Source organism: Paractinoplanes pyxinae (genome assembly GCF_026626335.1).
GTDB lineage: Bacteria > Actinomycetota > Actinomycetes > Mycobacteriales > Micromonosporaceae > Actinoplanes > Actinoplanes pyxinae.
Genome location: NZ_JAPNTZ010000017.1, coordinates 114,526 through 127,513, shown reverse-complemented (window position 1 = coordinate 127,513; position 12,988 = coordinate 114,526). Strand labels below are relative to the sequence as shown.

Below are 12,988 nucleotides of genomic sequence, written 5' to 3'. Positions count from 1 at the left end.
GACTACGCTGTCGCACGTCACCAAGCGAGTTGATATCGCCCGTGACGCCAGGGAAGACTAGCACGGCGTCTACGGGTGTCATACGAGGGTCAGAAGTGCCGGTCACTCTCGCGCAACAGATGCGCAAGCGGCGGCCGGATACCATCATGTCCTCGGAAGCCGAGGAGGAGCCGGTGAGCGTGCTGCAGCGCTTTGAGAAGCGATTGGAAGGCCTGGTCGAGGGGGCCTTCGCGAAGGTGTTCAAGGGTGTCGTGCACCCGGTGGAGATTCTGAATGCCATGCAGCGGGAGGCCGAGGCACACAAGGCCATCCTCGCCGGTGGCCGCACGCTGGTGCCGAATCGCTACGTGATCGACCTTTCGCCCTACGACCACAGCCGGCTGGCGCCCTACGCCGCCGCGCTGGCCCAGGAACTCGCCCAGTCGCAGGCCGAGTTCATCGGCGAGCAGGCCTGGACGGTCTACGGCGACGTGATCGTCGAGATCGAGCGTGGTGACGGGCTGGACACGGGCATGTTCCGGGTCACCGCCGAGGTCTACACCGGTGGCGAGGTCGCCCCGGTGCAGCAGCCGGCGTACGACGCGGGCCCGCAGTACCCGCCCTATGAGCAACAGCAGCAGCACGGCGGCTACCCGCCGCACGGCGGCGGCGCTCAGAACGGGCGGGGCGGCGTGGGCCTCATCTCGGGCGACGGGCGCACCTACCCGTTGCAGATGGGCTCGACCGTGATCGGCCGGGGTGACCAGGCCAACCTGCGCCTGCCCGACGTCGGTATCTCGCGCCGGCACGCCCGGCTCGACTACGACGGCAACCAGGTCGTGTTGACCGATCTGGGCTCGACTAACGGAACGATGGTGAACGGCCAGCGCGTCTCGGCCGTGGCGCTCAACCCGGGCGACATGATCCAGCTGGGCACCACCACGTTGACGTTCCGAGTGGACGGCTAGGCACCTTGCCCGAATTCGTCCTCACCGTCGCCCGGTTCGGCTTCCTCATCCTGCTGTGGATCTTCGTGTTCACGGTCGTCGGGGTGATCCGCCGGGATCTCTTCGCCGGGGTCCGGTCCAAGAGCATCGTCGCCAGCCCTCGGGGGGTGGGTGGCGCGGTTCCCGAGGGCCGGCCGGCGAAGGCGAAGCGCGGTAAGGCAGCCAGGCAGCTCGTGGTCACCGCGGGCAACCTGGCCGGTACGCGCATCACGCTGGGCGAGGCTCCGATCACCATCGGTCGTGCCGAGGATTCGACCCTCGTCATCACCGACGACTTCGCCTCGGCGCGGCACGCGCGGCTCGTTCCGCGGGACGGTCAGTGGTTCGTCGAGGACGTCGGCTCGACGAACGGCACGTACCTCGACCGCGGTAAGGTCTCCGGACCCACTCCCGTCCCCCTTGGCGTGCCGATCCGGATCGGGCGCACTTCACTCGAGTTACGGCCATGACCCTGACCCTGCGCTATGCCGCTCAGAGCGACCGCGGTCTGATCCGAGACCTCAACCAGGACTCCGTGTATGCCGGGCCGCGGCTCCTTGCCGTCGCCGACGGCATGGGCGGCATGGCCGCTGGTGACGTCGCGTCCAACATCGTCATCGCCGCGATGGCGCCGCTCGACGAGGACGTCCCCGGGGACGCCATGGTCGACGCGCTGCGTCACGCGGTGGGCACGGCCAACCAGCACCTGCGCGACACCGTCGACGCCAACCCGCAGCTCGAGGGCATGGGCACCACGCTGACCGCGGTGCTCTTCTCGGGCAGCAAGTTCGGCATGGTGCACATCGGTGACAGCCGGGCCTATCTGCTCCGTAACGGCGAGTTCGCCCAGATCACCAAGGACGACACGTACGTCCAGATGCTGGTCGACGAGGGCCGGGTCAGCCCGGAGGAGGCGAGCAGCCACCCGCAGCGGTCGCTGCTCACCCGCGCGCTCGACGGGCGCGACATCGACCCGGAGTACTCCGTGCGTCAGGTGCTCAAGGGCGACCGCTATCTGATCTGCAGCGACGGCCTGTCCGGGGTGGTCAGCGCCGACACCATCGGGCAGACGATGCGCGAGCTGGCCGACCCGCAAGCCTGCGTCGAGCGGCTGGTGCAGCTGGCGCTGCGCGGCGGCGGCCCCGACAACATCACGGTGGTCATCGCCGACGCGACCGACGCCGACATCGTCGAGCAGGCCCCGATCGTGGGCGGCGCCGCCGCTATCGACCGGGGCAACACCACGGTCGCCGACAGCTCGACCTCGGCCGCCCGGGCCGCCGCGCTGCAGGCGCCGCGTCCGGCGCAGCCGCAGCCCGAGACCGACTACTCCGAGCCCGAACCCAAGGGCCACCCGGTGCGGGCCACGCTGCTCGTGCTGGTGCTGCTCGGTGTGCTGGGCGGCGGGCTCTGGCTGGGCTACCAGTACACGCAGAAGCAGTACTACGTCGGCGCCACCGAGGCCGGCCAGCTCGCGATCTTCCGCGGGGTGCCGGGCGAGATCGCCGGCCTCGACCTGTCGAGCGTCAACGAGACCAGCCCGTCCCGCCTGGACGACCTCACCGTGGTCGCGCAGGAAAGGGTCAAGCAGGGCATCCACGCCGACGACCGGCCGGACGCCCAGCGCATGATCGACGAGCTCACCGACGACGTCCCGTCGAACCCGAACCTCAAGCCGCTCTGCGTCGTGCCCACTTCCGCGCCGCCGGCCACCCCGTCGGCGCCGCCGGTCGCACCGTCGACCGGGGCGAGCGTTCGTCCCGGAAGCACTGTGGCCGGCAGCACCACGACCCGGACCCCCGCGAACGCGAACGCCGGTTCCGCCGCGGTCCCGCCGTCTTCCGTGCCCACCACCAGTACGCCGACCGCTCAGGTGTCGGAGTCCGAGCCCGCTGCCGATCCGGCCGGGTGCCGGACCGTCAACTGAGCTTCGGCTCGACCATGTCTGGGGATTCTTCTTGACCGCGCCCGCCGTGCCTGCCTCCTCGCCCGCTTCCACGGGCGAGATGGCGCGTATCCCGGGAATGAAGACCCAGCGCAATGCGGAGCTGGGCCTGCTCGCGTTCGCCATGGTGCTCGTAGCGGCGTACGGAGCCACCGTCGAGGCGAGCCGGATCGGCGAGATCACCCCGACCTTCTGGGTGCCCGCCGCGCTGCTGAGCGTCCTCTTCCTCGGCCTGCACGTGGTGGTGCGCTACACCGCCCCGTACGCGGACCCGGTGATCATCCCGGCCGTCGCGCTGATCAACGGGCTGGGCGTGGGCTTCCTGCGCCGGCTCGACATCGGCGACGCGCTGAGCGAGAAGCTGCCCGTGCCCGGCATCTTCGCCGGCATCGGCGGCCGCCAGCTCGCCTGGACGCTGATCTCGCTGATCCTCGCCGCGGTGCTGCTGCTCGTGGTCCGCGACCACAAGGTGGTCTCCCGTTACGCGTACACGCTGGGTCTGACCGGCATCGTGCTCGTCATGATCCCGGCCGTGCTGCCGGCCAGCATCTCCGAGGTCAACGGGGCGAAGCTGTGGATCCGGCTGGGGTCGTTCTCGATCCAGCCCGGTGAGTTCGCCAAGATCGCGCTGGTCTCGTTCTTCGCGTACTACCTGGTGCGCAAGCGCGAGGTGCTGTCGCTGGCCAGCCGCCGGGTCCTCGGCATCGACTTCCCGCGTGGGCGGGACCTCGGGCCGGTCGTCACCGTGTGGCTGCTCAGCCTCCTGGTCCTGGTCTTCGAGCGAGACCTGGGCACGGCGCTGCTGTACTTCGGGCTGTTCATCGTGACGCTCTACGTCGCCACCGAGCGAGCCAGCTGGCTGATCATCGGTCTGCTGCTGTTCTTCGGCGGCGTCTACATCGCCTACCTGCTGGGCGCGTCGGTGGGCGGACCGTTCGCCAACTTCTACGACCGCGCGCAGGTCTGGCTCAACCCGTTCGACAGCGAGAACTACGAGCGGCTGGGCGGCAGCTATCAGCTGGTGCAAGGCCTGCTCTCACTCGGTACGGGCGGACTGTTCGGCTCCGGCCCGGGCGCGGGTTCGCCCCGGTTCGTACCCGAGGTGCAGAACGACTTCATCTTCGCCGGCATGGGCGAAGAGATCGGCCTCTTCGGTCTCTCCGCCCTGCTGGTGCTCTATCTACTTGTCGTCGAGCGCGGTCTGCGGTCGGCGCTGGCGGTGCGTGACTCGTTCGGCAAGCTGGTCGCCGGCGGCCTGTCGTTCACCCTGGGTTTGCAGATCTTCGTCATCCTGGGTGGCATCACCGGCCTGATCCCGCTGACCGGCCAGACGACGCCGTTCCTGTCGTCCGGCGGCTCCTCGCTGATGGCCAACTGGCTGCTGATCGCCATGCTGCTGCGGATCTCGAACGCGGCGCGCGGACCGGCGGCCAGCGGGGGCGGCGGAACGGACCGGCCCGGTGGCGGAGCCAAGAAAGCACCGGCGCAACTGCACGGCGCCATGACGGAGGTGATCAAGCCGTGAACGCACCACTTCGGCGGGCGGGCGTGGTCATCCTCGTCCTGTTCGGTCTGCTCTTCGCGAATTTGAACTGGGTACAGGCCTACAAGGCCGACGACTACCGCACCAACGACTACAACCGGCGGGTGGTGGTCGCGCAGTACGAGCGGCCCCGCGGCATCATCGAGGCCGGCGGCACGGGCGTGGCCACCAACAAGGTCACCGACGACGCCCTGAAGTACCTGCGCGTCTACCCGCGTAAAGAGGTCTACGCCCCGGTGATCGGTTACCGGCCCGTCGGCCTGGCCGCGACCGGCATCGAGAACGCCGAGAACGACTTCCTGTCCGGCGAGAGCGACAAGCTCTTCGCCGACCGGGTCAAGGACATGTTCACCGGCAACAACACCGGCGGCGGCAACGTCCTGCTGACGATCAACACCAAGGCGCAGGAGAAGGCCTGGAAAGAGCTTGTCAACAACGAGCGCGGGGTCGACAAGGGCGCGGCAGTCGCGATCGACCCCCGGACGGGCGCCGTGCAGGCCATGGTGTCGATGCCCAGCTTCGACCCGAACCCGCTGGTCAGCCACGACGAGAAGGCGGCGTCGGCGGCGTACAACAAGCTCAACAAAGACCCCGATCAGCCACTGCTGAACCGCTCGACGGCCGAGACCAAGCCGCCCGGCTCGGTGTTCAAGGTGATCGTCTCGGCGGCCGCCCTCCAGAACGGTTACAAAACCGATACCGAGATCGAGGCCGGCCGCGAGTACCGCGAGAGCGGCGCGGTCATCCGCAACTCCGAGGACGAAGTTTGCCCTGGTAGCCAGATCGATCTGAAGGACGCGCTGACCACGAGCTGCAACACCGGCTTCGCCCGGCTGGGCGTGACGCTCGGCCGCGACAAGGTGCTCGAGACGGCCAAGGCCTTCGGCTTCGAGGACGACCAGCTGACCGTGGGCAGCCTCGAGGGCGGCGGGCTACCGGTCGCGATGAGCGACACCGGCAAGATCGCCAACCCCGACGGCAGCGTCGACAAGGGCGCCCTCGCCCAGTCGTCGCTCGGTCAGCGCGACGTGCGGATGACCCCGCTGCAGGGCGCCCTGATCGCCGCCACGGTCGCCAATGGCGGCGACCAGAAGCGTCCCTACCTGGTGCAGAAGCTCACCAGCCCGGATCTGCGAACCATCTACACCGCCAACCCGAAGACGCTGCGCACGCCGATCAACGGCCAGGTCGCTGCCGACCTCAAGGACATGATGGTCAGCGTCGTCGAGAACGGCACCGGCCGCCGCGCCCGGATCTCGGGCATGGAGGTCGGCGGCAAGACCGGCACCGCGCAGAACGCCGAGGGGGCCGACCCGCACGGCTGGTTCATCGGCTTCGCCTTCAACGACAAGGGCGAGGCGGTCTCGGCGGCGTGCGTCATGCTTGAGAACGTGCCCGGTGGCCACGCGAGCGCCGAGGCTGCCCGCATCGCCGGGCTCATCATGAAGGCCGCGGCGGGTCAGGGAGGGGACTGAGCATGATCAGCCCTGGGGTGACCCTCGGCGGCCGGTACCGTCTCGACGAGCGGATCGCCGGCGGTGGGATGGGTGATGTCTGGCGCGGCACCGACGAGGTGCTGGGCCGGACGGTCGCTGTCAAGATCCTGCTGCCCGCGCTGCTCGACGAGCCCGGCTTCGCCGAGCGGTTCCGGGGCGAGGCCCGCACCATGGCCACGATCAACCACCCCGGGGTCGTCGACGTCTACGACTACGGCAGTGACCAGCAGCTCGCGTTCCTGGTCATGGAGTACGTCGAGGGCGACGCCCTGTCCCGCACGCTGAGCCGGGTCGGCCGGCTGACCCCGGCCCGCACGATGGCCCTGATCGCCCAGGCCGCCGACGCGCTGCAGGCCGCGCACGCGAACGGCATCGTGCACCGCGACGTGAAGCCGGGCAACCTGCTCGTACGGCCCAACGGCACGCTGGTGCTGACGGACTTCGGCATCGCCCGCTCGGCCCTGGTGGGGCAGCTCACGGTGGCCGGCTCGGTGCTCGGCACCGCGTCGTACATCTCGCCCGAGCAGGCCTCGGGCGCGGTCGCGACCCCGGCCTCGGACGTCTACGCGCTCGGTGTGGTCGCCTACCAGTGCCTTTCCGGGCACCGCCCGTTCGACGGCGCCACGCCGATGGAAATCGCCATGAAGCACGTGCGCGAGACGCCGCGTCCCCTGCCCGGCGACATCCCGCCGCAGGTGCGTGTGATCGTCGACCGCGCCCTGGCCAAAGACCCCAACGCCCGCTGGCCCTCGGCCTCGGCGCTGGCCGCCGTGGCCCGTCAGGCCGCCGCCTCGCTGGCCGCGACGGCGTCGCAGCCGGCCGGTCAGCCCGCCCGCTCCGGCCCGGTCAGCCCGCCGACCGGCTTTCCGTCGAGCGGCGCGCCCACGTCGGGCTCGCCGGCGGCCGGTCGTCCGCCGTACCCTCCGGTTCCGCGTCCGGTCTCGGGTGCCCGCGGCGCCGCCTCGGTGCCGTCCGGACCGCCCGCGGCCCAGCCTGTTCCGAAGCCCGTTCAACCGCAGGGCTACCGCCAGCCGTATCAACCACAGCCGACACCGGCCGCCAAACCGCAGAGTTCGGGTGGGCGGCAGGTCTTGATCGTGTTGGCGGTCGTCCTCGCACTGCTGGTCCTGTTGTGCGCCGGGGTGATCTCTTTCCTCTACAAGCAGGGCCAGAACGCGAGCGGCACGCCGAACAGCGTGACCGTGGTCACGGGCGTCACCGGCGGGGATCCGCAGGTGGCGTCGAACCGTCTAACCACTCAGGCGGGCGCGAACCCCGGCCGGACAAAAGCTAACGAAGGACGACAGACGCTATGACGGCGCAGGCCCGCCTGCTCGGTGGCAGGTATCAGGTCGGCGAGCTCCTGGGCTACGGCGGCATGGCCGAGGTGCACCGCGGACGCGACCTCCGGCTCGGCCGTGACGTAGCGATCAAGATGTTGCGGACCGACCTGGCCCGCGACGCCACGTTCCAGGAGCGTTTCCGCCGCGAGGCGCAGAACTCGGCGGCCCTGAACCACCCCGCGATCGTCGCCGTCTACGACACCGGCGAAGAGATCTCGTCGACCGGCGAGAAGCTGCCGTTCATCGTGATGGAGTTCGTCAACGGGCAGACCCTCAAAGAGGTGCTGGCCCAGGAGCAGCGCCTGCCGGTGCGCCGCGCGCTAGAAATCATCGCCGACATCTGCGCCGCCCTCGAGTTCAGCCACCGGCACGGGATCATCCACCGGGACATCAAGCCCGGCAACGTGATGATCACGCAGAACGGCCAGGTCAAGGTCATGGACTTCGGCATCGCGCGGGCCCTGGCCAGCGGCGCCACCACCATGACGCAGACCAGCGCGGTCATCGGCACGGCGCAATACCTTTCGCCCGAGCAGGCTCGGGGCGAGTCGGTCGACGCCCGCTCCGACGTGTACGCCGCCGGTTGCGTGCTGTTCGAACTTCTGGTCGGGCACCCGCCGTTCGTCGGCGACAGCCCGGTCAGCGTGGCCTACCAGCACGTACGGGAAGAGCCGAAGGCGCCCAGCGACGTCGTCCCCGGCATCCCGGCCGACGTCGACGCGATCGTGCTCAAGGCGCTGGCCAAGAACCCGGCCAACCGCTATCAGAGCGCGCAAGAGATGCGGGCCGACGCGCTGCGCGCCGTGGCCGGTCGGCCGGTGCTGGCCACCCCGGTCATGAACGAAGCCGAGACGATGGCCATGCAGGGCGCCACGCAGCGCCAGTGGCAGCCGCAGGCGGCCACCACCATGCAGCGGCCGGTGACGCCGCGGCCGCCGGAGCGCCGGTCGTCGTCGTGGGTGTGGGCCGGCCTGGCCGCACTCGGTGTGCTGGTCGTGGTGGTGCTCGGGGTCGCGCTCATGAAGGAACGCGGCAACGAGAACAACAACAACACTGCCGGCAACACACCGACCTCCGCCCCCGTGACCCACACCATGCCCGACCTCGAAGGCATGACCGACGCCCAGGCGGTCGCGGCTCTGGAAAAGGCGGGCATCACGACCGCTTCGGCCGATTCGCCCGAGTTCCGGTCGGACTGCAAGGGCACCGTCATCAAGCAGGATCCGAAGAGCGGAAGCGAGGTCGGCGCCAACGACCCGGTCAGCTACCAGCTCTGCCAGAAGCCGGACAAGGTCAAGGTGCCGGACAATCTGGTCGGCTCGACCAAGGAGAGCGCCACCAGCGCGCTGAAGGCCGCCGGCTTGAAGGTCGATCCGCAGGAGGTCGACAGCCTCAAGCAGGCCGGCATCGTCACCGAGGTCGAGAAGGAAGGACGCGAGGTCGACCCGGGCACCACGATCACGATCAAGGTGTCGAACAACCGCCTGGTCAAGGTGCCCGACGTGGTCGGCAAGAACCTGGCCACGGCGCAGGGCGCCCTCGAGAACGCGGGCCAGTTCAACGTCAACACGGTCGACGTGCAAGACCCGAACGGGGTGCCGGGCACGGTGGTCGAGCAGACGCCCAAGGCGAACTCGACGGCCGAGAAGGGCGACAACGTCACGCTGTCGGTCATCGCGGAGCCTGACGACCCCGGTACGGAACCGACCCCGGACCCCACCGACACCGAGACGCCCGGCAACGGCAACGGCGGTGGAACGGGCGCGAACGGGCTGCTCGGCAACGCGATCGGCGCCGTCCGGCGGGACGACACCCACCTCTGAGCGGCTAGGCGGTAGCGAACGCGGCGCGGCGGCGGGTTTCGACCTCCGCCGCCAGCGGGGGCGCCTTCTCGAGCGCCTCGGGCAGGCCGCACGAGGCGAGCCAGTTGGCCAGCATGGTGTGGCCGCCCTCGGTGAGCACCGACTCGGGGTGGAACTGCACGCCCTCGATCGGCAGCTCGCGGTGGCGCATGGCCATGACCACGCCCGATTCCGTACGCCCGGTCACCTCGATCTCCGCCGGCAGGGTCTCGGGCAGCACGGCCAGCGAGTGGTAGCGGGTGGCGGTGAATGGCTCGGGCAGCCCGGCCAGCACGCCGTCGCCGTCGTGGTGCACCAGCGAGGTCTTGCCGTGCAGCAGTTCGGGAGCGCGGGTCACGGTGGCGCCGAACGCGGCGCCGATCGCCTGGTGACCGAGGCAGACGCCGAACATCGGGAGCTTTCCCGCGTACGCGCGAATGACCTCCATCATGATGCCGGCGCGCTCGGGCGTGCCCGGGCCGGGCGAGAGCAGGATGCCCGCCGCGCCGAACGTGCCGACATCGGACACCGTGATCTCGTCGTTGCGCCGTACCTCGCACTCGGCGCCCAGCTGACCCAGGTATTGCACCAGGTTGAAGACGAACGAGTCGTAGTTGTCGATGACCAGAATGCGCATGTCAGTCACCCGGGAGACCTTCGGAGGGGTGGGGCTGATTCGACTCGGTGCTGTACGGGATCTCGTCCGGCGCCTCGTGGTCGGGGTCGCCGGGAACGGTCACATCCGAGTCGTTGCCGGCCGGGCCTTGCTGCTCGGTGCCCGTGCCGACCTGGACGTCGTCGAACGGCAGCAACGGCGTGGCCCACGGGAAGACCACGTACCAGAGCAGGGCCGTGGTGGCCGCCAGCAGGCCGAGCGAGCCGGTGAGCTTGCCCCAGAAGCCGAACGGGAGCTTGCGCCAGATCCAGGCGTACATGTCAGGCCGCCTTCACTTCGGCCGGCATGCCCGCGTCCGGCAGCTTCTGGTCGCGTTTGGTGGTCGACACCAGCTCGGCGTGCACGATGAGGCGCTCATAGTTGTTGTACTTCGGGTTGCACGTGGTCAGCGTGAGCAGCGACCGCGTGGGCTTGGCCTTGGGCTTGCCGGGCACCGGGGCGACCACCTCGACCGCGGTCGGCTTGACGACCTCGTGGGTGTAGACGCGGTAGACGTACCAGTTGGAGCGGGTCTCGACGCCGATCACGTCGCCCGACTTGAGCTCGTCGAGCCGCCAGAAGATCTTCTTGATCCGGTGGCCGGCCACCGAGAAGTTGCCGACCTGGCCCGGCTTGGCCGAGTCGGGGTAGTGGCCGGGCGCGTAGCGGATGTCGTCGGGCGTCACGCCGTCGACGACCACCCATTCTTTGTCGAGCTTGGGGATGTAGAGGCGGCCGACCAGGTTGCTGCCGGGCGCCACGGGCGCCTTGGTGGCCGCCGAGGCGGACGGGGTGGGGCCGACCGTCGGGTCGTTCCAGACCTCGTCGAGCTCGCTGCTGAGCGCGTTCTGCTCGTCCTGCACCTTGGCCGAGTTGCCGAACACCTCGTAGCCGGCGAACAGCAGCACGATCAGACCGAAAGTAATCATCAGCTCACCCGAGACGCGGATCGCGCCGCGGATGCGGGAGCCGACCGTCGGGCGGGTCATCTCGGAGTAGACGCTCTTGTAGCCCTCCCCGGTCTGCTCGGGGCGCAGCTTGACGACCTTCTCGCCGCGTTTCGGCTCGGGCACGGGCTCCTCCTCAGCGGGGGGCCTCGCCGAGCCGGGGGCCGCGGGGGAGACCGAGGCGGCGCCGAGGGCGGCGTCGGGCTCGGCTTTCGCCTTCGCGGACTGGGCGGCGAGACCCGGGACCGCGGAGAGGAGCGCGGTGGGGGCCTGGATGGGAGGTGGGTGCTCGTCGGCCCGCTTGGCCGCCGGCAGCAGGCCGGTCTGGGCGTCGGACGTACGGATGACAGCGGTCTCCCGCGGATCTTGCGAGCCGGTGAAGCGCGGATCCTGCGAGCCGGTGATGCGGGGATCCTGCGCGCCGTTCAAGCGCGGATCTTGGGAAGTCGCGGGCTGACCGGAATTGATCGGGGCACCGGGGTTGATCGGGACGCCCGGCCGGTTCTGCTCGCCACCGTACGCCTGCGGCCCGGTGGGGTAGCCGCCGGAGTTGTGACCGGCGGCGGGCGGGGAAACCGGAGCCTCGAAACCCGACCCGCCCTGCGGCACGCCGTCGAAAGACCTGGGCGGCGCCGGCGGCTCCTCGGCGGCGGCGAAAAAGTCGAAATCGGTGCGCTCGGGCTGACGCGGCTCGGAGTGCGCGGCCCGCTGCACCGACCCCAGGGCGCCGCCCGCGAACCGCTGCACCTCTTCGTCGGTGCGCAGCACGGCCGTCTCGGCCGCTGAGGGCGCCGGAGGCGGCAGGGTCGGCGGCTGCCCGCCCAGGCCGATCTGGGGCGCGAGCGGCCCACCGGGGACGCCGTCGGGCGACGCGTCGGTGATCCGTGGGATGTACGCCGTCTGCCCCTCGGCGTCGGGGGCACGATGCCGCCCCGACCCGGGGTTGCGGGGCGGTTGGTCCGGCGGGGCCATCAGCCGGCGACCCGCGCGGATCGGAGGTCACTCGACCCGTCGTACGCCCGCACTGTCACGTTCCTCTCGACGGTTTCCGTATAACCGAGGCCGAAGTCGGCGACCGCGTCTTTGAATTGCCGGACTCCGTCCGCGGACTCCAACGCGCGACGCATCTCTGTGGGTTCGCCGATCGCCGTGATCCGGAACGGCGGAGAGAACACTTGGCCGTGAAGCAGCAGCGTGTTGCCGACACAGCGTACAGCGCTGGTCGAGATCACGCGGACATCCATGATCGACATTGCCTCGGCTCCACCAGCCCAGAGCGCATTCACAACAGCCTGAACGTCACCCTGGTGGACGACAAGATCGTCATTGTCGGGGGCGTTGGCCGCCACGAAATCATTGCTCCGGCGCGACGAGTCGTCGAGGGTCACCGTGAGGCCCGGGCCCTGCAGGGCAGTGAAGCCGGCCGGACCGCGCAGCCGGTCGGCGCCCTCGCGAGCCTGCTTCACGGGCCCGTCGACCTCGGCCAGGCGGGCCGTGTCCTCGTCGACGGCGGCCCGGAGTTTCGCCGCTGCCTGCTCGCGGGTGTCCAGGCGTACGCGCTTGTCGGCGATCAGCTGGGCCAGCTGGGGGCGGCGGTCGTCGCGCAGGGTCGTGCCGTCCGCGGTCGTCGCCGAAGTGGTGAAGAGAAGGCCCGCGGCCAGGAAGATCGCGGGCGTGACGACCGTCCAGCCGCGCATGTCGCGCGCGGGCCGGCCGGGCCGCAACCCCGTCCACGCGCGGCGCAGAACGAGCCGCCACGAGGGCGTGCCGGTGGTGTATTCCACGTCCTCGACTCCCCCCGAAATTCGCACCCGGACATTTTTCCTCGCCCGGCGGGTGCCGGTGTTCCCACCGACTTGACTACGCTAGCTGTCGAACATTAATCGCCACGGGCAGCATTCGGGATCGCCGAAGCCGCTCAGCGGTGGGGTTGTTCACCACTTGTTGCCCTTCAGGAGTCCACCGTGCCGAAGTCCCAGGTCCGCAAGAAGAAGGTCTACACGCCGCCGACGGACATCCGTCCCGCGGCAGCCGCGGCGTCGAAAAAGCCCAGCCCGATGTGGCTGCCGATCAGTGCCGTGGCGCTGATCGTGATCGGCATCGCCTGGCTGGTCGTGTACTACCTCTCGTCCCAGCAGTACCCCGTCGAGTCGCTGCGGTACTGGAACCTGGCGATCGGTTTCGGGTGCATGGTGGCGTCGCTCGGCATCCTGTCGCGCTGGCGTTAAAGCCAATATTGCCTGCTTAGCGGCG

The 12,988-nt window shown here is 69.8% G+C and carries 12 protein-coding genes; 8 read left to right on the top strand and 4 right to left on the bottom strand.

Annotated features, from left to right (window positions below; genetic code table 11):
- Positions 1 to 146: 146 nt before the first annotated feature.
- The 7 genes from OWR29_RS38405 to pknB are packed head-to-tail and all read left to right on the top strand — an operon-like array spanning position 147 to position 9,115.
- A complete protein-coding gene (locus tag OWR29_RS38405; RefSeq protein ID WP_267568424.1) occupies positions 147 to 947 on the top strand; it encodes an FHA domain-containing protein in 801 nt (266 codons plus the stop codon).
- Positions 948 to 952: 5 nt separating this feature from the next.
- Positions 953 to 1,435, top strand: coding sequence for an FHA domain-containing protein FhaB/FipA (locus tag OWR29_RS38400; protein ID WP_221380902.1), 483 nt, complete (start codon positions 953 to 955; stop codon positions 1,433 to 1,435).
- On the top strand, positions 1,432 to 2,892 hold the full coding sequence (locus OWR29_RS38395) for a PP2C family protein-serine/threonine phosphatase (RefSeq protein ID WP_267568422.1): 1,461 nt from the start codon (positions 1,432 to 1,434) through the stop codon (positions 2,890 to 2,892). Before OWR29_RS38400 ends, OWR29_RS38395 begins: the two co-directional genes overlap by 4 nt.
- A 31-nt stretch (positions 2,893 to 2,923) precedes the next feature.
- Positions 2,924 to 4,435 (top strand): FtsW/RodA/SpoVE family cell cycle protein, encoded by a 1,512-nt coding sequence (locus tag OWR29_RS38390; RefSeq protein WP_438872708.1) that lies wholly within the window; start codon positions 2,924 to 2,926, stop codon positions 4,433 to 4,435.
- Positions 4,432 to 5,928 (top strand): penicillin-binding transpeptidase domain-containing protein, encoded by a 1,497-nt coding sequence (locus OWR29_RS38385; protein WP_267568421.1) that lies wholly within the window; start codon positions 4,432 to 4,434, stop codon positions 5,926 to 5,928. The genes OWR29_RS38390 and OWR29_RS38385 overlap by 4 nt, the downstream gene beginning before the upstream one ends.
- 2 nt (positions 5,929 to 5,930) lie before the next feature.
- The gene (locus OWR29_RS38380; protein WP_267568420.1) at positions 5,931 to 7,265 is read left to right on the top strand and encodes a serine/threonine-protein kinase; all 1,335 of its coding nucleotides are present in this window, start codon (positions 5,931 to 5,933) and stop codon (positions 7,263 to 7,265) included.
- Positions 7,262 to 9,115 carry a Stk1 family PASTA domain-containing Ser/Thr kinase gene (pknB, locus tag OWR29_RS38375; RefSeq protein ID WP_267568419.1) on the top strand — a complete coding sequence of 618 codons (1,854 nt, stop codon included), beginning with the start codon at positions 7,262 to 7,264 and terminating at the stop codon, positions 9,113 to 9,115. Before OWR29_RS38380 ends, pknB begins: the two co-directional genes overlap by 4 nt.
- Positions 9,116 to 9,119: 4 nt before the next feature.
- Here pknB and OWR29_RS38370 read toward each other — a convergent pair whose 3' ends face one another.
- The 4 genes from OWR29_RS38370 to OWR29_RS38355 are packed head-to-tail and all read right to left on the bottom strand — an operon-like array spanning position 9,120 to position 12,519.
- Positions 9,120 to 9,770 carry an aminodeoxychorismate/anthranilate synthase component II gene (locus tag OWR29_RS38370; RefSeq protein ID WP_267568527.1) on the bottom strand — a complete coding sequence of 217 codons (651 nt, stop codon included), beginning with the start codon at positions 9,768 to 9,770 and terminating at the stop codon, positions 9,120 to 9,122.
- Position 9,771: 1 nt separating this feature from the next.
- Complete coding sequence (locus OWR29_RS38365; protein WP_267568418.1) at positions 9,772 to 10,068, bottom strand: hypothetical protein; 297 nt, start codon at positions 10,066 to 10,068, stop codon at positions 9,772 to 9,774.
- Position 10,069: 1 nt separating this feature from the next.
- The gene (locus OWR29_RS38360; RefSeq protein ID WP_267568416.1) at positions 10,070 to 11,707 is read right to left on the bottom strand and encodes a class E sortase; all 1,638 of its coding nucleotides are present in this window, start codon (positions 11,705 to 11,707) and stop codon (positions 10,070 to 10,072) included.
- Positions 11,707 to 12,519, bottom strand: a complete 813-nt coding sequence (locus tag OWR29_RS38355) for a DUF881 domain-containing protein (protein ID WP_267568414.1) — start codon at positions 12,517 to 12,519, stop codon at positions 11,707 to 11,709. The genes OWR29_RS38360 and OWR29_RS38355 overlap by 1 nt, the downstream gene beginning before the upstream one ends.
- A 180-nt stretch (positions 12,520 to 12,699) precedes the next feature.
- Between OWR29_RS38355 and OWR29_RS38350 the strand changes: the two genes are divergently transcribed.
- On the top strand, positions 12,700 to 12,963 hold the full coding sequence (locus OWR29_RS38350; RefSeq protein WP_184954305.1) for a cell division protein CrgA: 264 nt from the start codon (positions 12,700 to 12,702) through the stop codon (positions 12,961 to 12,963).
- The last annotated feature ends 25 nt before the right edge of the window (positions 12,964 to 12,988 follow it).